Source organism: Citrobacter sp. wls714, assembly GCF_005281025.1.
GTDB classification, from domain to species: Bacteria; Pseudomonadota; Gammaproteobacteria; order Enterobacterales; family Enterobacteriaceae; genus Citrobacter; species Citrobacter werkmanii.
In genome coordinates this window covers 199,360-220,180 of the sequence record NZ_SZWZ01000031.1, presented here as the reverse complement: position 1 = coordinate 220,180, position 20,821 = coordinate 199,360, and the positions used below count along the sequence as shown (strand labels likewise).

Below are 20,821 nucleotides of genomic sequence, written 5' to 3'. Positions count from 1 at the left end.
ACGTTTTTGGATGTGGACTGGGGCATATAAATGGCTAAAACAGTAGAACAGATAGCCAGCGATCTGAATTTATCGGTTACGACCGTACGACTGGTGCTGAACGGGAAAGCAGAGCAATATCGAATCAGTGTCAAAACCCAAACGCGTATTAATGAATATGTTGAGCGCTATGGTTACGTCATAAACCATTCGGCCCGCAGCCTGAAATTGAATAAAACGGATACATTGGGACTGATTGTTCCCAATATTTCCAACGTCTTCTTTGCCACTCTCGCCGAGAAACTTGAGCAACGCTGTCGTCGCTCCGGTTATCAGTTAATGATTAGCTGTACCTATGATGATGTTGATTACGAAAATAAATTGACCAAAGCGTTAATCGCTCGCAATGTTGATGGCCTTTTTATTGTTCCCTCAACATTGGAGAATCAGCAACACCATTTACGCCAGGTCAGAAAACCGATGGTGTTACTGGACCGTGATTTTAAGTATACCGATAACGCACTGGTTGAAAGTCATAATATTTTAGGCGGCGAAAAGTTGACGCAAAGTTTGTTTGATGCCGGAAAGGCTCCGATCTGGTTTTTAGTCGGAGATACCGGATTACCCAGTATTGGCGATCGTTTGCAAGGTTACCTTAATTCTTTGAAGAATAATGGTATTCATCACCGTGATTGGGTGCGTGAAGGTCCTGACAACACCCCTGAAGGTGGTTTTCAACTGATGGATAGATTGATTGGTGAACAGGGGCAGCCGCAGGCGTTTATTGCCTCATCATTACCCGTGCTGGAAGGTGCTATTAACGCTATTCGCCATCGTTTCGGCACAATTTCACCTGATATTAATATTGGCACATTCGATGAACATCCGATGCTGGGATTTCTCGCCAATAATGTCTGGTCAATGCAGCAGGATGAAAATGTTTGGGCGGAAAAAGCATTCGATATGATGATGAGTGCCATTGACGACCAACCTATTAAAGAAACTGTAAAAGTACCGATGAAACTTATTAAGCGCGTAAGACAACAATAATACGTTGCTATAAATAAATCGGCCAACTGGATCTGAATAAACACATTCAGTGGCTGCCCATATCTGAAACCTGACCCGTCTTATTCTGCGGCTACATTTTTCGCAATTAAAGACGAGGAGAAACTGTACCCGGAGAATCATTATGGAAAGAATGCGTTTGTCACGAGAAATCATTGAAACCTGTCTTGAAATGACCAGCCTTGGATTAAATCAGGGGACGGCGGGAAATGTGAGTGCGCGATATGAGAATGGGATGTTGATCACGCCCAGCGGTATTCCTTATGAAAGACTTACTGAAAACATGATCGTGTATGTAGATAACGACGGAAAATATGATAAAGGTCAGTTACCCTCCAGCGAATGGCGTTTTCACCTGGCGGCTTACCAGACGCGTCCGGACGCCAATGCGGTTGTCCATAACCATGCTGTGCACTGTACGGCCGTTTCTATTCTCAACCGTCCAATTCCGGCAATCCATTACATGATTGCGGCGGCGGGGGGAAACTCTATTCCGTGTGCGCCTTATGCGACGTTTGGTACACGAGAGCTGTCAGAGCATGTGAGCGTCGCCCTGAAAAACCGTAAGGCAACGCTTTTACAGCACCATGGGCTGATTGCTTGTGAAGCGAATCTGGAAAAAGCACTGTGGTTGGCGCATGAAGTAGAAGTTCTGGCGCGCCTTTATCTGAGCACCCTGGCCATTGTTGATCCGGTTCCGGTGTTAGACGATGAGGAGATCGCGATTGTGCTGGAGAAATTCAAATCTTACGGATTACGAATTGAAGAGTAATTTCGCATAGCGAAAAGGAGAAATACGATGGCGAACAGAATGATTCTGAACGAAACGGCATGGTTTGGCCGGGGAGCTGTTGGTGCATTAACCGATGAAGTCATCCGTCGTGGTTATCGCAAGGCGCTGATTGTGACCGATGAGAATCTGGTGCGGTGCGGTGTTGTCGAGAAGGTGACGTCCCGGATGGACGCTGCAGGTCTGGCGTGGGAAATCTATTCAGGTGTTATTCCTAACCCAACCATTGCGGTGGTACAGGAAGGATTGGAGGTCTTTCAGCAAAGTGGCGCAGACTATTTGATAGCTATTGGCGGAGGCTCCCCGCAGGATACCTGTAAAGCGATTGGTATTATCAACAATAACCCTGAGTTTGCGGATGTACGCAGCCTCGAAGGGTTATCCCCGACGCGCTGCCCGAGCGTGCCGGTTATGGCTATCCCAACCACAGCAGGGACGGCGGCGGAAGTGACCATTAACTACGTGATCACGGATGAAGAAAACCGGCGTAAGTTTGTTTGTGTCGATCCACACGATATTCCGCAGGTGGCGTTTATCGATGCTGACATGATGGACGGTATGCCTGCGGCCTTAAAAGCGGCTACGGGTGTTGACGCCCTGACCCATGCCATTGAAGGATACATCACGCGAGCAGCGTGGGCGCTTACCGATGCGCTGCACATTAAAGCGATTGAAATTATTGCCGGGGCTTTACGCGGATCGGTCGCGGGCGACAGCCAGGCGGGCGAAGCGATGGCGCTGGGCCAGTACGTTGCCGGAATGGGTTTTTCCAACGTTGGCCTGGGATTAGTGCATGGCATGGCGCACCCGCTGGGCGCGTTTTATAACACCCCGCACGGCGTCGCGAATGCCATTTTGCTGCCGCATGTGATGCACTATAACGCCGAATATACCGGGGAGAAATTCCGCGATATCGCCCGGGTGATGGGCGTGAAGGTTGAAGGACTGACGCTGGCAGAAGCACGGAAAGCGGCAGTGGATGCGGTATTTGCCCTTAACCGTGATGTTGGGATCCCGCTGCACCTGCGCGATGTAGGCGTACGCAAAGAGGATATTCCTGCACTGGCGCAGGCTGCATTTGATGATGTCTGTACCGGGGGAAATCCGCGTGAAGCGAGCCTGGGCGATATCGTTGAGCTGTATCATACCGCCTGGTAATCACCCGGGGTTTATCCGGCCTACAGGGTTGTACGGTAAGTAGGCCGGATAAGGGGTTTTACCCACCATCCAGCAATAAGACTACCGCGCCAGCCGTAGCTGCTGTAAATTCCCGTCGATATGTAAGTCCGTTTGCAGTCGCGCGATATCCCGACACAGAAACGCCATTTCTTTATGCATCTCAAGTTTCTTGCGCCACTTTTCCGGGACCTTATCCAAATGTTCATACAGCGCTTCCAGCGTGGGGAACTGCGTCAGCAATTGCGTGGCGCTTTTCGGACCAATACCTGCGACCCCCGGTACTTTAGAACTGCTGATCCCAGCCAGCCCCCAGTAATCGGGCAGTTGTTGCGGCAGCACGCCGAACTCTTTCTCAATGAACGGCGCGTCCAGCCAGCGCTTCTGAAAATAGTCGCGAATACGCAGCGTCGGGGAGAGCAACTGACAGTAGCCTTTATCGGTGGAGACGATGGTGGCTTGATGTCCTGCCTGGCAGACCTTAATCGCCAGAGTAGCGGCTAAATCGTCGGCTTCATTACCGCTGGAGACCCAGCAGCAGACGCCGAGCTGTTCAAAAGCGGCGCGTAAGGCGGGCATTTCCTGATGCAAGTCCTCTGGCATTGGCGGCCGACCGGCTTTGTAGTCAGGCAGTCTTTGGTGACGCCAGCCGCTGTTGCGCGCTTCATCATCAAATACCGCCACGGCGTGTGTGGGCTGACTGTGCACAATTAATTGATCGAGCGCGTGCTGGCACGTTTCCACGCAGGGGGAACCCTGTACGGCGTGAATACGGCGGATAAGATTCAGTGCATCGACAATGAGCAGGTGGACGGCCACGGTGTTCTCCCTAACAGATCAGTCTGTAGGGTAACATTCACGGCGGGGGGAGGCGAATATCTGAAATCAACATTTTGCCGGATGAGGCGTCAGCCGCCATCCGGCAATAGGCAGGGCTTTAATCGCAGGTGACAATCTTCATCGCCAGACCGCCGCGAGAGGTTTCGCGGTATTTGGCATTCATGTCTTTCCCGGTTTCGTACATGGTCTCGATGACTTTATCGAGGCACACGCGCGGTTCACTGGTACGGCGCAGCGCCATACGCGCGGCGTTTACCGCTTTAACCGAAGCAATGGCATTACGCTCAATGCACGGTACCTGAACCTGGCCGGCAACCGGATCGCAGGTCAGACCCAGGTTGTGTTCCATACCGATTTCCGCCGCGATGCATACCTGCGTTGGGCTACCGCCCAGCAGCTCGGCCAGACCGGCAGCTGCCATGGAGCAGGCTACGCCGACTTCACCCTGACAGCCGACTTCGGCGCCAGAGATAGAGGCGTTCATCTTGTACAGCGAGCCGATGGCGCTCGCGACCAGCATGTAGCGTGCCAGCGAGTTAGCGTTCACTTCACGGATAAACTTGTCGTAGTACGCCAGCACGGCAGGAACAATCCCGCATGCGCCGTTGGTTGGCGCAGTCACCACGCGTCCACCGGCGGCGTTTTCTTCGTTGACGGCCAGCGCGAACATGTTGATCCAGTCAACAACCGCCATCGGGTCAGTGGTGGTTTTGTCACTGCTGACCAACATACGACGTAGCGCCGCCGCACGACGCGGAACGCGCAATTTACCCGGCAATACACCTTCGGTGGTGATACCGCGCTCAATCCCGCTACGCATCACTTCCCAGACGTTGGCAAAGTGCTGTTCCAGCTCTTCTTTGCTGTGCAGCGCCAGTTCGTTTTGCATCATCAGACCGGAAAGCGACAGGCCGGTTTCCTGGCAATGACGTTGCAAGTCCGCCGCGGATTTATACGGATACGGCACGTTTACCGGAGAGTTGTTCGGTAAACCAAAATGTTCTTCATCAACGATGAACCCACCGCCAATGGAATAGTAAGTCTGGCTGTAAATGGCTTTTTCGCCCGCCAGTGCGGTAATACGCATCCCGTTTTCGTGCAGGGACAGATTGTCCGTATGGAAATTCATGCACTTGTCGACCGGGAATTCGACCTCATGTTGACCGTCCGCCAGCAGCAAACGCCCATGAGTGTTCACATCCTGGATAAAGGCCGGGATGGCATCAATGTCTACGGTATCCGGCAGATTACCCGCCAGACCCATAATAATCGCGATGTCGGTATGGTGACCTTTGCCCGTCAGGGACAAAGAGCCATAAACATCAACCACTACGCGGGTTACGTCAGTGAGAATTCCGCGTGCAATCAGGTCATCCGTGAATTGTTTGCCTGCTTTCATCGGGCCAACAGTATGGGAGCTGGAAGGGCCAATGCCGATTTTGAAAATATCGAATACGCTAATCATGAGGCGTCCATTGTGTATCGAGGTGCGCCGCCCCGAGGAGCGGCGCAGGGGAATTAACTGAACAGAGAGTAGAAAATAGCGGAGATAGCGATCAGGCCCATAATCACAACGAAGACGTTGCTGATATGGCCGCTGTATTTACGCATTGCCGGTACTTTCTGAATTGCATACATCGGCATCAGGAACAGAATCATCGCGATGATTGGGCCACCCAGGGTCTCAATCATACCGAGGATGCTCGGGTTCAGCGTTGCCACAATCCAGGTGGTTACCAGCATGAACAGCGCAGTGATTTTGTTCAGTTTGTTGATTTCGATGGTTTTGCCTTTGCCGCGCAGAGACTTAATCACCATCCCGTTGAAGCCTTCACGTGCGCCCAGGTAGTGGCCGAGGAAGGATTTGGTGATAGCGATCATCGCGATGATCGGTGCCATCCAGGCAATAATCGGCGCGTTAAAGTGGTTCGCCAGGTAAGACAGGATAGAGATGTTCTGCTCTTTCGCTGCGGCCAGATCTGCCGGAGTCAGGCTGAATACACAGCTGAAGACGAAGAACATAACGGTCAGTACCATCATGATGTGAGCGAATGCCAGAATCTTGGAGCATTTCTTCTCAGCTTCATCACCGTACTCTTCACGCTTCGCCACGGCGAAGGAGGAGATGATCGGGGAGTGGTTAAAGGAGAACACCATTACCGGAATCGCCAGCCACAGGGTCAACAGCAGGCCGTTGCCGGTGGTTGCCGCAGAGTCAAAAGACATGGTTTCCAGAATCGCACCGCTCCACTGAGGGATCAGATACAGCGCCAGCAGCATCAGGGCGGCAACAAACGGGAATACCAGGATGCTCATCGCCTTAACGATCATCTGCTCACCGAAGCGCACGATGGTCATCATACCGACAATCAGGATCAGAGACAGAATGGCACGCGGCGGCGGAGTAATCGCCAGCTGGTGAGCCAGGAAGCTTTCAACGGTGTTGGTGATTGCTACGCTGTAAACCAACAGAATCGGGTAGATAGCGAAGAAGTAGAGCAGGGTAATCAGTTTACCCGCGCCAACGCCAAAGTGTTCTTCTACAACTTCAGTAATGTCTTCACCCGGATTTTTACCGGACAACACGAAGCGGGTCAGGCCACGGTGTGCAAAGAAGGTCATCGGGAAGGCAAGGATCGCCATGATGATCAGCGGGATCATACCGCCTACACCTGCGTTAATCGGCAGGAACAATACACCCGCGCCAATCGCCGTGCCGTAAAGGCCCAGCATCCACATGGTATCTGTCTTGCGCCATGCGCTGCGGGTCTGACCCGTAACGATAGTGCTGGTTTGAGTGTTTTCCATCTATTTCTCCTGGAGGAAGCTTAAAAAGTCGGGTTTGGGGTCAATCCGATGAGAAAGAACCCGACTGTAAATCGAAATTCGTTGAGCGATTTTTTATATAATTTTTCGCCGTAATAATTTGCGGGCGGAAAGATACATTTTAGTAATGAATGTATCAGTGATCGCGATCCCAAATGCAATAATCCACCTTTTATGTGGATAAATTTGGACCATTAATCTGTTAAAAAATAGTCAAAGCGAATTTACGGGCGCAGAGGCTAACATTAACGACATATCTCATGAAAGCGAAGGCGCGAAGATACGAGCGTTGCGCTGTAAAAACTGTTGTTTTTAGAGGATTTTGGCGACTAATAATAATTTCCTAAGATAAATGACGGTTGGTTTTTAAAGGTAATCGTTTGCGTGGCGCGTTATATTTAACGACATATCATTGGTATTTATATAATCGTCTGAGCTATGTGACTGGTATCACTAAAAAAAGCCGGGAGGCGCATGCGCCAAACCCGGCTTTGATATGGACAAAATTGTCACCGCGGTAGCGTCTGCTATCGGGTGTTGAAGGTCAGGCGCAGATCTCGTAGCAAGGGATGTACGCGGAGCCTGGCAACTTCATGCGATGCTGCGCAACGAAGCCCTGCAGGAGATCGTCCATGCGGCGCATCATTTCGCGGTCACCGTGGATTTTGTACGGGCCAAACTCTTCGATGGCGCGAATGCCGACCTCCTTCACGTTACCGGCCACAATACCCGAGAATGCACGACGCAGGTCGGCCGCCAGAACTTCAACGGGTTGATCCGGATACAGTTTCAGGTTAGCCATGTTTTCATGGGACGGCTCGAACGGCATCTGCAAATCAGGTGCGATACGAATCGACCAGTTAAAACTGTAGGCATCTCCGGTGTCGCGACGGTTCTCTTTTACCAGCGGCATCGCTTTTTTCATCAAACGCGCAACTTCCGCCGCATCGTCAATGATAATGCGATAGTGTCGGCGGGCTTCTTCCCCCAGCGTGTGCACGATAAATTCGTCCAGCACGCGGAAGTAATCGGCACTCTCTTTTGGTCCGGTCAAAATCAGCGGTAGCACCTGATCTTTGTTTGCCGGGTTCATCAAGATCCCCAGCAGATACAACAGCTCTTCCGCAGTCCCGACACCACCCGGGAAGATGATAATACCGTGGGCGATACGCACGAACGCTTCCAGACGTTTTTCAATGTCCGGCATGATGATCAGTTCGTTAACCAGCGGGTTAGGCGGCTCAGCGGCGATGATTGACGGTTCGGTCATACCAATAAAGCGGCTGTCTTTGTAACGCTGCTGGGCGTGACCGACCGCAGCGCCTTTCATTGGCGCTTCCATCGCTCCCGGACCGCAGCCGGTACAGATGTTCAACTCACGCAGGCCCAACTGGGTGCCGACGCGACGCGCATACAGGTATTCATTTTCGTTGATTGAGTGACCGCCCCAGCAGACAACCATGTTCGGCGCTTCACCGACGTGTAGCGCCCGGGCGTTACGCAGGATCGAGAACACCAGGTTGGTAATATGCACCGAACTTTCGAGATCCAGATGCTGAAAACGACCCGCGTTATGGATCTGACCATTGACGAACAGAATGTCGCGCAGCACGGCAAAAAGGTTGGCTTGTAGCGCACGAATGATGCGCCCATCAACAAACGCATCTTCAGGCGGATTAATCAGTTCCAGCTTCACGCCTCGTTCGCGGCGCAGCACGTTAATGTCGAAACTTTCAAAGCGGGACAGCAGTTCTTTGCTGTTGTCGGTCAGACTGCCGGAGTTCAGAACGGCAAGTGAACAGTTACGAAACAGTTGATACAGGTCGCTGCTGGCCGTGCGTTTAAGTAATTCGACTTCCAGCTGCGACAACATGTCCATTGAGCCAAGTGGGCTAATATGTGTAATCAAGTAGACTCCTTATGGGACGCAAAACGTCATTCCCTGGTAGTTACAATAGCCCTGGCTGATGGCCTTTCACAACCTTGCGCGCGGAATCCGACACGCAAAATTGAGAAAAAAGATTACTGACGTACCAGTCGGCCCGTAGCTGGCGTGAAATCGGTATTGGTGCGCCATGGGTTAATGTCCAGACCACCACGCCGCGTGTAGCGCGCGTAGACGCTCAGTTTCTCCGGCTGGCAGAAGCGCAGAATGTCATTGAAAATGCGCTCCACGCACTGCTCGTGAAATTCATTATGGTGGCGGAAGGAGACCAGATAACGCAGCAGCTTCTCCCTGTCGATTTTGTGTCCACGATACTGAATTTGTATGGAGCCCCAGTCGGGCTGGTGGGTGATCAGACAGTTGGATTTCAGCAGGTGGCTGACCAGCGTCTCTTCCACCGCTTTTTCGCCGCTCACGGCATTTTCCAGATATTCAGTGCTGAACTGGTAGTTATCAATGACGATATCCTGATTATCGATACAGGTGCCGTTAAAGTAGGCAATCGGTTGTCCTTCCAGCTCGTCAAGGCGGTATAGCGCCACGCTGACATCGCCCTGAGCGCAGGCACGCAGATCGTTTTCCAGCGTCTGGCGTACCGCCTCCCAGGAGTCAAAACGCGTCTGGTTAAAACTGTTCAGGTACAGCTTAAAGCTTTTCGATTCAATCAGATTTACGCTGGTGTAATCCAGCTCCACATGACCGACCGCAACCTGCGGTAAGCCGTTGGCATTCAGCCACGACAGTTCATACAGCGTCCAGATATCGGCACCGTGAAAAGGCAGATTATCGGCCTTTAGATCCAGCGGGTCGCGGTTGAGGCTGCGCGGAACGCCCTGCAACAGACTGGCATCGTAATTGTCCCGATAATCCGTTGATTTACCGAGAGTCAGGCCGTCAAGCGCCCGATGATTTTCATAAGAAGACATGTTTCACCGTCATAAACCAGATACACTATGCGACAAGTGTATCCTGGCTTTTGTGAAGAGAGAAATCAGTGGACGAATTGACAGTGCAGGCGTTGACAGCCTTTACGACGCGTTATTGCGACGCGTGGCATGACAAAAACAACAGCTGGCCGCTCAGCGAAGAGCTGTATGGTGTACCGTCACCGTGCATCATTTCTTCCACTAACGATGCGGTTTACTGGCAACCGCAGCCTTTTGTCGGTGAAAAAAACGTCAATGCGGTTGAACGTGCCTTTGACATTGTGATACAACCTGCCGTTCACGCTTTTTACACCACCCAGTTTGCTGGGGATATGCACGCGCAGTTTGCGAATGAAAAGCTGACGTTGCTGCAAACCTGGAGTGAGGATGACTTCAGGCGCGTTCAGGAAAACCTGATTGGTCACCTGGTTACGCAAAAGCGACTCAAGCTCTCGCCTACGCTTTTCATTGCCACTCAGGACAACGAACTTGATGTCATCTCGGTGTGCAACCTGTCCGGTGAAGTTTGCAAAGAAACGCTGGGAACCCGTCAACGAACGGTGCTGGCAGCCTCGCTTGCGGAATTCCTCACTCAACTTAAGCCAGTTCTGTAATCCTGTTTGCCCTTAATCGTGTGAGAGATCTCTTACAAACCCTGTAGGACATTGCCAGGTAATAAGTGAAGACTTAATGAATTGAAAAACTATTAATTACTTACAATTCAACTTGTTAGTATTTTATTGTCAACTTTCATATGAAAATTACCTTAAGTGTTTGTCTGTAAGTATCTTGTAAGACAAAGCGAAACAAGCGATTCTATATCTGTCGACAAGGAGTCGCACAACGAAGTGAACATCAGGATGATGGCTCTTCGGCAGGACACACCAGGATGGTGTTACAAGGACAGGCTTCAGGATGAAGCAAAGCGGAAAGCGCGGGATGCGTTAAAGGACACCTCCAGGATGGAGAATGAGAGCCGGTCAGGATGTTCGGCGGGTCAGGATGGCCAGGACACTTCAGGATGAAGTTTTCACATCGGGGTGATGTGAGCAGGATGCAAAAGTTCAGGATGAACAAGGTCGCAAGACCACAGGAAAAGTTGTCACGGATGAGCAGGGAGCACCAAAAGTAGCTGGAATGCTGCGAAACGAACCGGGAGCACTGTTTTTACAGTGCTCCCTTTTTTTATTTCCTCTTCACTAGTGCTATTCTTCGCGCCAGATTTTTCATCATTGAGGTTAATTTCATGACGACTCATGACCGTGTGCGCCAGCAGTTACACGCGCTTGAAGCGCTACTGCGTGAACATCATCACTGGCGGATGGACGAGCCAGCGGAGCATCTGTTTACCAGCACGCAGCCTTTTTGTATGGATACCATGGAGCCGGTCGAATGGCTGCAGTGGGTGTTGATTCCCCGTATGCATACCCTGCTTGATAATGCGCAGCCGCTGCCGCAGGCTTTTGCCATCGCACCGTATTACGAAATGGCGCTGACGGCCGATCACCCACAACGCGACATTCTCCTGACGGCGTTGCAGGAACTGGATGCGCTATTTACAAGTGATAACGCCTGATGCTGGAGATCCTCTATCAGGACGAATGGCTGGTTGCGGTCAATAAACCTTCTGGTTGGCTGGTTCACCGCAGTTGGCTCGACCGCGATGAGAAAGTGGTGGTGATGCAAACGGTGCGCGACCAGATTGGTCAGCACGTGTTTACCGCCCACCGGCTCGACAGACCGACCTCCGGCGTGCTGCTGATGGGGCTGTCCAGCGAAGCCGGGCGTTTGCTGTCTCAGCAGTTTGAACATCATCAAATGCAGAAACGCTATCATGCGATTGTGCGTGGCTGGCTGATGGACGACGCCGTGCTGGATTACCCGCTGGTGGAAGAGCTGGATAAGATAGCCGATAAATTTGCCCGCGAGGATAAAGAGCCGCAGCCTGCGGTCACCCATTATCGCGGTCTGGCGACGGTTGAAATGCCGGTGGCGACCGGGCGCTATCCCACCACCCGTTACGGGCTGGTGGAGCTGGAGCCTCAGACCGGTCGTAAGCACCAGCTCAGACGCCATTTGGCTCACTTGCGCCATCCGATAATTGGCGACAGCAAGCATGGTGATTTACGGCAAAACCGCAGCGCCGCAGAGCATTTCGGCTGTCAGCGCTTGATGCTGCATGCTAGTCAGCTTGAGCTGACTCATCCCTTTACTGGCGAACCGCTGGTTATTCGCGCCGGGCTGGATGAGGTCTGGATGCAGGCGTTATCACAGTTTGGCTGGCGCGGACTTCTCCCTGAGAATGAAAGGGTTGAGTTCAGCGGGCTGTCAGGTCAGGATGAACAGATAGATTCTTAAGTCCCTGGAGATAAAGGTTATGGCGGAAATTGGAATTTTTGTCGGCACGATGTATGGAAACGCGCTGTTGGTTGCCGAAGAGGCCGAGGCGATTTTAACTGCGCAGGGCCATAAAGCCACGGTATTTGAAGACCCGGAGCTTACCGACTGGCAGGCTTATCAGGATAAATATGCATTGGTGGTGACCTCAACGACCGGGCAGGGCGATCTGCCGGATAGCATTGTGCCGCTGTTTCAGGGAATCAAAGATAATCTCGGTTTCCAGCCTAATCTGCGTTATGGCGTCATTGCGCTTGGCGACAGCAGCTACGTTAATTTTTGCAATGGCGGCAAGCAGTTCGATGCGCTGTTACAGGAACAAAGCGCGCAGCGCGTAGGTGAAATGCTGCTGATTGATGCCAGCGAGCATCCTGAACCGGAAAGCGAATCTAATCCCTGGGTAGAAAACTGGGGAACCTTGCTTAAATAATCCCTCGCCCGCACGGGCATGCAACCCCACTCATTAGAAAACCGTAGGCCGGGTCAGGCGAAGCCGCCACCCGGCAATAAAACCCCAATTACGTGAACTAACTTCCACTGCTTTGGGCTTATGCCCCAAACAACTTCTCACTGCCTCCCTAATGTTGTGTTCATGCACGGTGAGGGAAAGTGGCACTCCTTCATATACTTTTCCCGTCAGTTCCCGGAATGGCAGCGAGTCAGAATAAAACGGCCCTGAGCTGTACCAAAACTGCCACACACTAACCTCTCATTCTGATCACCCTACAGGTGCTGTACAGAATGAACTGGCGCAAGCCAGGATTCAGGAGTGCAACAATGAGTTCATTAAGTCAGGCGGCGAGCAGCGCGGAAAAACGCACTAACGCTCGCTACTGGATAGTGGTGATGCTGTTTATCGTCACATCCTTCAACTACGGCGATCGCGCCACCTTATCCATTGCCGGTTCGGAGATGGCCAAAGACATTGGCCTGGATGCGGTAGGCATGGGGTATGTATTCTCCGCTTTCTCATGGGCGTATGTCATCGGCCAGATCCCCGGCGGCTGGTTGCTCGATCGCTTCGGCTCCAAACGTGTTTATTTTTGGTCCATTTTTATCTGGTCCATGTTTACCCTGCTGCAGGGCTTCGTCGATATCTTTAGCGGCTTTGGAATTATCGTCGCGCTGTTTACCCTGCGTTTCCTCGTGGGGTTAGCCGAAGCCCCCTCCTTCCCCGGCAACAGTCGTATTGTGGCGGCGTGGTTCCCGGCGCAGGAAAGGGGCACGGCGGTCGCTATCTTTAACTCGGCGCAATACTTTGCCACCGTTATCTTCGCACCAATCATGGGTTGGCTGACCCATGAAGTGGGTTGGTCACATGTGTTCTTCTTTATGGGCGGTCTCGGGATTGTTATCAGCTTTATCTGGTTAAAGGTGATTCATGAACCAAACCAGCATCCGGGCGTAAACCAAAAAGAGCTGGAGTACATTGCCGAAGGTGGGGCGCTGATCAATATGGATCAGGCGGCCGCCAAAGCTAAAGTACCGTTCAGCGTGAAGTGGGGGCAGATCAAACAGCTGCTGGGTTCACGGATGATGATTGGTATTTATATCGGCCAATACTGCATTAACGCGCTGACCTACTTCTTTATCACCTGGTTCCCGGTTTATCTGGTGCAGGCGCGCGGTATGTCTATTCTGAAAGCCGGTTTTGTTGCCTCGGTCCCGGCCATTTGCGGATTTGCGGGCGGTGTGCTCGGCGGCATTATTTCCGACTGGTTGATGCGCCGTACCGGTTCACTGAATATCGCGCGTAAAACGCCAATCGTCATGGGGATGCTGCTATCGATGGTGATGGTGTTCTGTAACTACGTCAACGTCGAGTGGATGATCATTGGCTTTATGGCGCTGGCCTTCTTCGGCAAAGGCATCGGCGCGTTGGGATGGGCGGTGATGGCCGACACCGCGCCAAAAGAGATCAGCGGTCTGAGCGGCGGCCTGTTCAATATGTTTGGCAACATTTCCGGCATCGTCACGCCAATTGCCATTGGCTACATTGTGGGCACTACCGGCTCGTTTAACGGCGCGTTGATTTACGTAGGGGTACATGCGCTGATTGCGGTCGTCAGCTATCTGGTGCTGGTGGGTGATATTAAACGTATCGAACTGAAACCTGTCACAGGACAAGGACGATGACAACACAATCGAGTCCCGTTATTACCGATATGAAGGTCATCCCAGTGGCCGGGCATGACAGCATGCTGCTCAATATTGGCGGTGCGCATAACGCATATTTTACTCGCAATATCGTGGTGCTCACCGATAACGCTGGCAATACCGGGGTTGGTGAAGCGCCGGGCGGTGAAGTGATTTATCAGACGCTGGTGGATGCAATCCCACAGGTGTTGGGACAGGAAGTCGCGCGTCTGAATAAAGTGGTTCAGCAGGTGCATAAAGGCAACCAGGCCGCTGATTTTGACACTTTCGGTAAAGGCGCCTGGACCTTTGAACTGCGGGTTAATGCGGTGGCCGCGCTGGAGGCCGCATTGCTCGATCTGCTGGGCAAGGCGCTGAATGTTCCGATTTGTGAACTGTTAGGGCCGGGCAAGCAGCGCGATGCGGTCACTGTGCTCGGCTATCTGTTCTACGTAGGCGATCGCACGAAGACCGATCTGCCGTATCTGGAAAGCACGCCGGGCAACCATGAATGGTACCGCCTGCGTCACCAGCAAGCGATGACCCCGGATGCGGTGGTGCGTCTGGCGGAAGCCTCGCAGGATCGCTACGGTTTTAAAGATTTCAAACTCAAAGGCGGCGTACTGCCAGGCGAGCAGGAAATCGACACCGTACGCGCGCTGAAAAAAAGCTTCCCGGATGCGCGTATTACGGTTGATCCCAACGGGGCCTGGCTGCTGGATGAAGCCATCTCTCTGTGTAAAGGGCTGAACGATGTTCTGACTTATGCCGAAGATCCGTGCGGTGCCGAACAGGGTTTTTCCGGTCGCGAAGTGATGGCGGAGTTCCGCCGTGCTACCGGGCTGCCGGTCGCAACGAACATGATCGCCACCAACTGGCGTGAGATGGGCCATGCGGTAATGCTGAACGCTGTGGATATTCCGCTGGCCGATCCGCACTTCTGGACCCTTTCCGGCGCGGTGCGCGTGGCACAGTTATGCGATGACTGGGGCCTGACCTGGGGCTGCCATTCCAACAACCATTTTGATATTTCGTTGGCGATGTTTACCCACGTCGGCGCAGCGGCACCGGGCAACCCGACGGCTATCGACACCCACTGGATCTGGCAGGAGGGCGATTGCCGTCTGACCAAAAATCCGCTGGAGATTAAAAACGGAAAAATTGCGGTACCTGATGCGCCCGGTTTGGGCGTGGAGCTGGACTGGGATCAGATACAGATAGCCCATGAGGCCTATAAGGCGCTGCCTGGCGGCGCGCGTAATGACGCAGGCCCAATGCAGTATCTGATTCCCGGATGGACTTTTGACCGTAAACGTCCCGTTTTCGGCCGCCACTAATTTTGAATAAGGATTTAATTATGAGCGCACAATTTACTACCCCCGTCGTGACCTCTATGCAGGTGATCCCGGTTGCAGGCCATGACAGCATGCTGATGAACCTGAGCGGTGCCCATGCCCCGTTCTTCACACGTAATATTGTGATTATTAAAGATAACTCTGGTCATACCGGGGTAGGGGAAATTCCAGGCGGCGAGAAAATTCGTCAGACTCTGGAAGATGCCATTCCGCTGGTGGTGGGGAAAACGCTGGGTGAGTACAAAAACGTACTGAACGCGGTACGCAATACGTTTGCCGATCGTGATGCCGGTGGCCGTGGTTTGCAGACCTTCGATTTACGTACCACTATTCATGTGGTTACTGGGATCGAAGCGGCGATGTTGGATCTGTTAGGTCAGCATCTGGGCGTCAACGTCGCATCTCTGCTGGGCGATGGTCAGCAGCGTAGCGAAGTCGAAATGCTGGGTTATCTGTTCTTCGTTGGCAACCGTAAAGCGACGCCGCTGCCGTATCAAAGCCAGCCGGATGAGAAATGCGATTGGTATCGCCTGCGTCATGAAGAGGCGATGACCCCGGATGCGGTAGTACGTCTGGCGGAAGCCGCGTATGAGAAATATGGTTTCAACGACTTCAAACTGAAAGGCGGCGTACTGGCCGGGGAAGAAGAAGCGGAGTCTATTGTCGCGCTGGCGAAACGCTTTCCACAGGCGCGCGTCACGCTCGATCCCAACGGCGCATGGTCGCTGAATGAAGCGATTAAAATTGGTAAGTACCTGAAAGGATCGTTGGCCTATGCGGAAGATCCGTGCGGCGCCGAGCAGGGCTTCTCCGGTCGTGAAGTGATGGCGGAGTTCCGTCGAGCTACTGGCTTGCCGACCGCCACCAATATGATCGCCACCGACTGGCGACAAATGGGGCATACGCTGTCGTTGCAGTCCGTGGATATCCCGCTGGCGGACCCGCACTTCTGGACGATGCAGGGTTCTGTTCGCGTGGCGCAGATGTGTCATGAGTTCGGGCTGACCTGGGGCTCTCACTCTAACAACCACTTTGATATTTCGCTGGCGATGTTTACTCATGTCGCGGCGGCAGCGCCTGGGAAAATTACAGCTATCGATACCCACTGGATCTGGCAGGAAGGTAACCAGCGGCTGACCAAAGAACCTTTTGCAATCAAGGGCGGTATGGTGCAGGTTCCGGCGAAACCGGGCCTGGGCGTGGAGCTGGATATGGATCAGGTGATGAAAGCGCATGAGCTGTATCAGCAACATGGACTGGGTGCACGTGATGATGCGATGGGAATGCAGTATCTGATCCCGAACTGGACGTTTGATAATAAGCGCCCGTGCATGGTACGCTAAGCGAACTGGGACCGCTCCCATGGGGTGGAGTGGTTTTCCTCCTGGTGTATGCTTAACACAGTCAACATGCGTAAGGATGCTTTATGAAAATAGTGATCGCACCGGATTCCTATAAGGAAAGTTTGAGTGCGCTTGAAGTGGCAACGGCTATTGAACTGGGATTCCGTGAGATTTGGCCTGAGGCGGAATACGTGAAGATCCCGGTTGCAGATGGCGGTGAGGGAACGGTCGAAGCGATGGTTGCCGCAATGCAAGGTCACCTTGTGCATGTTGATGTTACCGGCCCGTTGGGCAATACAATTCAGGCGTTTTATGGTTTATCCGGCGATGAGCGCTCGGCGTTTATTGAAATGGCAGCCGCCAGCGGGCTGGAGCAGGTTCCTGCGAATTTACGCGATCCGCTGAAAACCACCTCCTGGGGAACCGGGGAGCTAATTCGTCATGCGCTGGATGCGGGCGTGGAACATATCATCATCGGGATTGGCGGTAGCGCCACCAATGATGGCGGTGCTGGTATGGTGCAGGCGCTGGGCGCAAGGTTGCTGGATGCGCAAGATGAAGATATTGCCCATGGCGCGATGGGCCTGGAATCGCTCGCCCGAATTGATATCTCGCAGTTAGATCCGCGTCTTGCCGGATGCCGTATCGAAGTGGCCTGCGACGTCACTAACCCGTTGACCGGTAAAGAAGGAGCCTCAGTGGTCTTTGGTCCACAAAAGGGGGCGACGGCGGAGATGATTCCGCGTCTTGATCGGGCGCTTACGCACTATGCGCAACTGATCGCGCGCGATCTGGACGTAAATGTGCTGGAGCTGGCCGGCGGTGGCGCTGCTGGCGGCATGGGGGCGGCGCTGTATGCGTTTTGCGGCGCACAGCTACGCCGCGGTATTGAGATCGTGACGGATGCGTTACGCCTGGATGCCTGCGTTGCGGATGCGGACTTAGTGGTGACGGGGGAAGGGCGTATCGATAGCCAGACTATTCACGGTAAGGTTCCGGTTGGCGTGGCGAAGATCGCAAAGCGTTACAATAAACCGGTGATCGGCATTGCCGGTAGCCTGACGGCGGATGTCGGTGTCGTACATGAGCATGGGCTGGATGCGGTTTTTAGCGTCATCTATACCATTTGTTCGCTGGATGAGGCGCTGAAGAATGCGAGTGAGAACGTACGAATGACGGCGCGCAACGTGGCTGCGACGCTGAAAGCGGGCCAACTGTTACGCTGAGTTGTAGGCCGGATAGGGCGGTCACGCCGCCATCCGGCGAATATCAGCCCAACAACTTCTTCGCTTCGCGCGCAACGTTGTCCATTTCATCCAGCAGCTCTAAAAATTCAGGCTCCAGCTCTTCTTCTTTAGTCCCGCTACGTAATTGTTGCTCAATGAGCTGGCACAGGTTTTTCATGCGGGGGACGCCGCTATAGCCGCAACTACCGTGCAGCTTATGAATCATATCCACCAGACCTTCAGGGTTTTCGCCTACCAGCTGTTCTTCAATTTTGTTGCGCACTTCGGGTAGGAAATCGAGCAGCATTTGCAACATATCCCGCGCCAGATCGTTTTTCCCCGCGGCTTGTCTTAATGCCAGTTGCCAGTCGAGCGTGGTATTCAGATTGACGACCGGCTCCAGAGGTTCAACTGCGAGCGCCCTAAGCGATGTGGTCGCGCCGGGTTTGTAGCGTAACAGGAGATTGTGCAGCTTATCTTCTTCGATAGGCTTCGCCAGGTAATCGTTCATCCCGGCGCTGAGCAGCTTCTCTTTTTGCCCCGCCATGGCATGCGCGGTAACCGCAATAACCGGCGTCTGTTGTTGATGAGGCAACTGGTGGATTAGCTCGCAGGCGCGAATACCGTCCATGTCGGGCATCTGAATATCCATCAGGATCAGATCAAACTGCATCTGTTTGGCACGATCCACCGCCTGGTGTCCACTGTCGCAGAGCACGACGTGCTGTACCTTATCTTCCAGCAGTGCGCCAATCAGCTTGAGGTTTGCCGGGTTGTCGTCCACCGCCATAACGGTCATGGCAATTTTGCTCTCATCTGGCAACGGCTGATCCGCGCTGTAGTTCAACTGGCAATACTCTGTCAGCGCAGGCAGCAGACGGGTTGAGGTGAGAGGCTTCAACAGACACGCCGCTGCGCCGCCTTGTTTCAATTTCTCGGCGTTAATCTGTGCGTGACAGGGCAGGGCTAATAACAGGAAATCGGTCATCGCCGCTGCGCTTGCCAACCGCTCATGTTGCATGGTGAGCGGTTCGCGTAAAGTGACCGGAATGCCAATCAGCAGAATATCGTAGTGATCCTTCGGCAGCCCGGAGAATGAAGGGCTGTAAATCACCTCCAGCGGCGTTTCACTTAATATATCTAACGTGCATTGCGCGGCAGTGGCGTTAGGTTCGACATAGGCCAGTCGTTTACCCGCAAGGCACCGGGTTGTTGAGCGATCGATGAGAACGTTAGGGTTGAGATCGAGACTGATATGGAACCAGAAGGTGGAGCCACGGTTCGGCTGGCTGTGGAAGGAGATATCCCCGCCCATTTCGTTGACCAGTTTTTGCGTAATGACCAGACCCAGTCCGGTACCGCCATGGCGGCGGGAAATACTGGCGTCCGCCTGACGGAAGGCCTGGAACAGGCGTGACTGATCGCGCTCAGGGATACCGATGCCGGTATCGCGGATTTGCACTTCAATTTGTACTTTCGTGTTACTGAGGGCGCGTTTCTCGACCAGAATGTCGATATTACCGCCCTCGGTAAATTTGATGGCATTGCCGACCAGATTGGTAATGACCTGCTGTAAGCGCAGCGGGTCGCCGATGACGTTGTCCGGCACATCATTCTTAATATTCAGCGTCAGCTCAAGCCCTTTATCATGGGATGAGTGCGCTAACAGCGTGACGACGTCATCCAGCGTGCTGCGAAGCGGGAATGGGATGCTTTCCAGAATGAGCTTGCCCGCTTCCAGTTTGGAGAAGTCGAGCACATCATTGATGATGGCCAGCAGATTGTTGGCCGATCGCTCAATCGTATTCAGGTGATCGCGCTGCGTGGTGTTAAGCTCGGTTTTCAGCGTCAGGCGCGTAAAGCCAATCACGCCATTCAGCGGGGTGCGTAGCTCGTGCGACATGTTAGCCAGAAACTCAGACTTAATTCGGGCCGCCTCCTGGGCGCGTTTTTTCGCCAGATCCAGTTCGACGTTCTGGATTTCCATCTGCTCCAGCGTTTCACGCAGGTCGGAAGTCGCCTGATCGATATTGTGCTGCATCTCTTCATGGTAGGCTGCAAGAGACATCGCCATCGAGTTGATACCGTTTTTGAGCATATCCAGCTCGCCCAGCATGAAACCCTCCACACGGCTGTCGAGCTGCCCTCTACGTATACGGTCAACGGTATTCACCATGTTGCGAATCGGGCCGGTTACGTCGCGCATCAGACGCCAGCCGAAAATTAACGCAATACCAATACAAAACAGCATCATTACGCTGGAGATAAAGATCTCTTTATATTGCTGCAGTCGAACCGACTTGAGGTCCAGCTCAAGCGCTACATACCCCAGCATGTTTTGCGTATTTTTGGCGTCGCTTATGGCAGATTCATCCGGCGAATAGCTTTCCGATATAATTGGAGTTCGTAGGATCATGATATCCCCGAGCCGGGTGACGCTCAGCTTACGGGGAAACGGTGAACCGGTCGCCAACTGCATTTCAGATGGATCGAGATGAAAATTGGAGGTGACAAACAGCCGGTTATTCTCGTCATAGACAGAAATTGCCCGCACGATATCGGAATGGCGGCGATGCAGTACGCTGATAAGCTGGCCAATGGATTCCCTGTTTTGCAGGTTCATGCCATATTCGCTGGAGACCGCCAGTGGCTCTATGATGCTGGCGCCGGCATCTTCCAGTTGACGCTGCAAGTCGTTATAGCGATGCACAACAAAAAAGATACTGAGCAGCAAACCAATCAGGACGGTCGGGGCCAGGATCAGAATCATCATGCGTGCGCGCAGGCTGTAGTTGGTCATGGAGTTCCGTTATG

The 20,821-nt window shown here is 53.0% G+C and carries 17 protein-coding genes; 11 read left to right on the top strand and 6 right to left on the bottom strand.

Features of this window, described 5'->3' with window-relative positions; genetic code table 11:
• The first annotated feature begins 30 nt into the window (after positions 1 to 30).
• The 3 genes from FDX11_RS07935 (at position 31) to fucO (ending at position 2,995) form a co-directional block, all read left to right on the top strand.
• Positions 31 to 1,029, top strand: a complete 999-nt coding sequence (locus tag FDX11_RS07935) for a LacI family DNA-binding transcriptional regulator (protein WP_042310738.1) — start codon at positions 31 to 33, stop codon at positions 1,027 to 1,029.
• 142 nt (positions 1,030 to 1,171) lie between these two features.
• Positions 1,172 to 1,819, top strand: coding sequence for an L-fuculose-phosphate aldolase (fucA, locus tag FDX11_RS07930; protein WP_003034062.1), 648 nt, complete (start codon positions 1,172 to 1,174; stop codon positions 1,817 to 1,819).
• A gap of 27 nt (positions 1,820 to 1,846) precedes the next feature.
• Entirely contained in the window at positions 1,847 to 2,995 is a 1,149-nt protein-coding gene (gene fucO / locus FDX11_RS07925; RefSeq protein ID WP_042310736.1) for a lactaldehyde reductase, read from the top strand.
• Positions 2,996 to 3,076: 81 nt separating this feature from the next.
• Here the strand turns inward: fucO and xni are convergent, their stop codons facing one another.
• The 5 genes from xni to queF form a co-directional block, all read right to left on the bottom strand.
• A complete protein-coding gene (gene xni / locus FDX11_RS07920; RefSeq protein ID WP_137397723.1) occupies positions 3,077 to 3,832 on the bottom strand; it encodes a flap endonuclease Xni in 756 nt (251 codons plus the stop codon).
• Between the two features lie 118 nt (positions 3,833 to 3,950).
• Positions 3,951 to 5,318, bottom strand: a complete 1,368-nt coding sequence (locus tag FDX11_RS07915; protein WP_042310732.1) for an L-serine ammonia-lyase — start codon at positions 5,316 to 5,318, stop codon at positions 3,951 to 3,953.
• 53 nt (positions 5,319 to 5,371) lie between these two features.
• Positions 5,372 to 6,661 (bottom strand): HAAAP family serine/threonine permease, encoded by a 1,290-nt coding sequence (locus tag FDX11_RS07910; RefSeq protein WP_042310730.1) that lies wholly within the window; start codon positions 6,659 to 6,661, stop codon positions 5,372 to 5,374.
• 562 nt (positions 6,662 to 7,223) lie between these two features.
• Positions 7,224 to 8,588, bottom strand: coding sequence for a nucleotide 5'-monophosphate nucleosidase PpnN (ppnN, locus tag FDX11_RS07905; RefSeq protein WP_042310728.1), 1,365 nt, complete (start codon positions 8,586 to 8,588; stop codon positions 7,224 to 7,226).
• Between the two features lie 113 nt (positions 8,589 to 8,701).
• Entirely contained in the window at positions 8,702 to 9,550 is an 849-nt protein-coding gene (gene queF, locus FDX11_RS07900) for an NADPH-dependent 7-cyano-7-deazaguanine reductase QueF (RefSeq protein WP_137397722.1), read from the bottom strand.
• 68 nt (positions 9,551 to 9,618) lie between these two features.
• On the opposite strand from queF, the gene syd reads away from it, so the two are divergent.
• The 8 genes from syd (at position 9,619) to FDX11_RS07855 (ending at position 18,007) form a co-directional block, all read left to right on the top strand.
• The gene (syd, locus tag FDX11_RS07895) at positions 9,619 to 10,164 is read left to right on the top strand and encodes a SecY-interacting protein (RefSeq protein ID WP_042310725.1); all 546 of its coding nucleotides are present in this window, start codon (positions 9,619 to 9,621) and stop codon (positions 10,162 to 10,164) included.
• Positions 10,165 to 10,796: 632 nt separating this feature from the next.
• Positions 10,797 to 11,126, top strand: coding sequence for a YqcC family protein (locus tag FDX11_RS07890; RefSeq protein ID WP_042310722.1), 330 nt, complete (start codon positions 10,797 to 10,799; stop codon positions 11,124 to 11,126).
• Positions 11,126 to 11,908 carry a tRNA pseudouridine(65) synthase TruC gene (gene truC / locus FDX11_RS07885; protein WP_042310721.1) on the top strand — a complete coding sequence of 261 codons (783 nt, stop codon included), beginning with the start codon at positions 11,126 to 11,128 and terminating at the stop codon, positions 11,906 to 11,908. The genes FDX11_RS07890 and truC overlap by 1 nt, the downstream gene beginning before the upstream one ends.
• Positions 11,909 to 11,927: 19 nt before the next feature.
• Positions 11,928 to 12,377, top strand: a complete 450-nt coding sequence (locus tag FDX11_RS07880) for a flavodoxin (RefSeq protein WP_042310719.1) — start codon at positions 11,928 to 11,930, stop codon at positions 12,375 to 12,377.
• A gap of 347 nt (positions 12,378 to 12,724) precedes the next feature.
• Positions 12,725 to 14,083 (top strand): galactarate/glucarate/glycerate transporter GudP, encoded by a 1,359-nt coding sequence (gudP, locus tag FDX11_RS07870; protein ID WP_042310717.1) that lies wholly within the window; start codon positions 12,725 to 12,727, stop codon positions 14,081 to 14,083.
• Entirely contained in the window at positions 14,080 to 15,420 is a 1,341-nt protein-coding gene (locus tag FDX11_RS07865; protein WP_137365327.1) for an enolase C-terminal domain-like protein, read from the top strand. Before gudP ends, FDX11_RS07865 begins: the two co-directional genes overlap by 4 nt.
• A 20-nt stretch (positions 15,421 to 15,440) precedes the next feature.
• Positions 15,441 to 16,781, top strand: coding sequence for a glucarate dehydratase (gudD, locus tag FDX11_RS07860; protein WP_042310713.1), 1,341 nt, complete (start codon positions 15,441 to 15,443; stop codon positions 16,779 to 16,781).
• 83 nt (positions 16,782 to 16,864) lie between these two features.
• Positions 16,865 to 18,007: a glycerate kinase gene (locus FDX11_RS07855; protein ID WP_137397721.1), complete on the top strand. Its 1,143-nt coding sequence runs from the start codon at positions 16,865 to 16,867 to the stop codon at positions 18,005 to 18,007.
• A 43-nt stretch (positions 18,008 to 18,050) separates the two neighbouring features.
• Here FDX11_RS07855 and barA read toward each other — a convergent pair whose 3' ends face one another.
• Positions 18,051 to 20,807, bottom strand: a complete 2,757-nt coding sequence (gene barA / locus FDX11_RS07850; protein ID WP_137349465.1) for a two-component sensor histidine kinase BarA — start codon at positions 20,805 to 20,807, stop codon at positions 18,051 to 18,053.
• Positions 20,808 to 20,821: the final 14 nt, after the last annotated feature.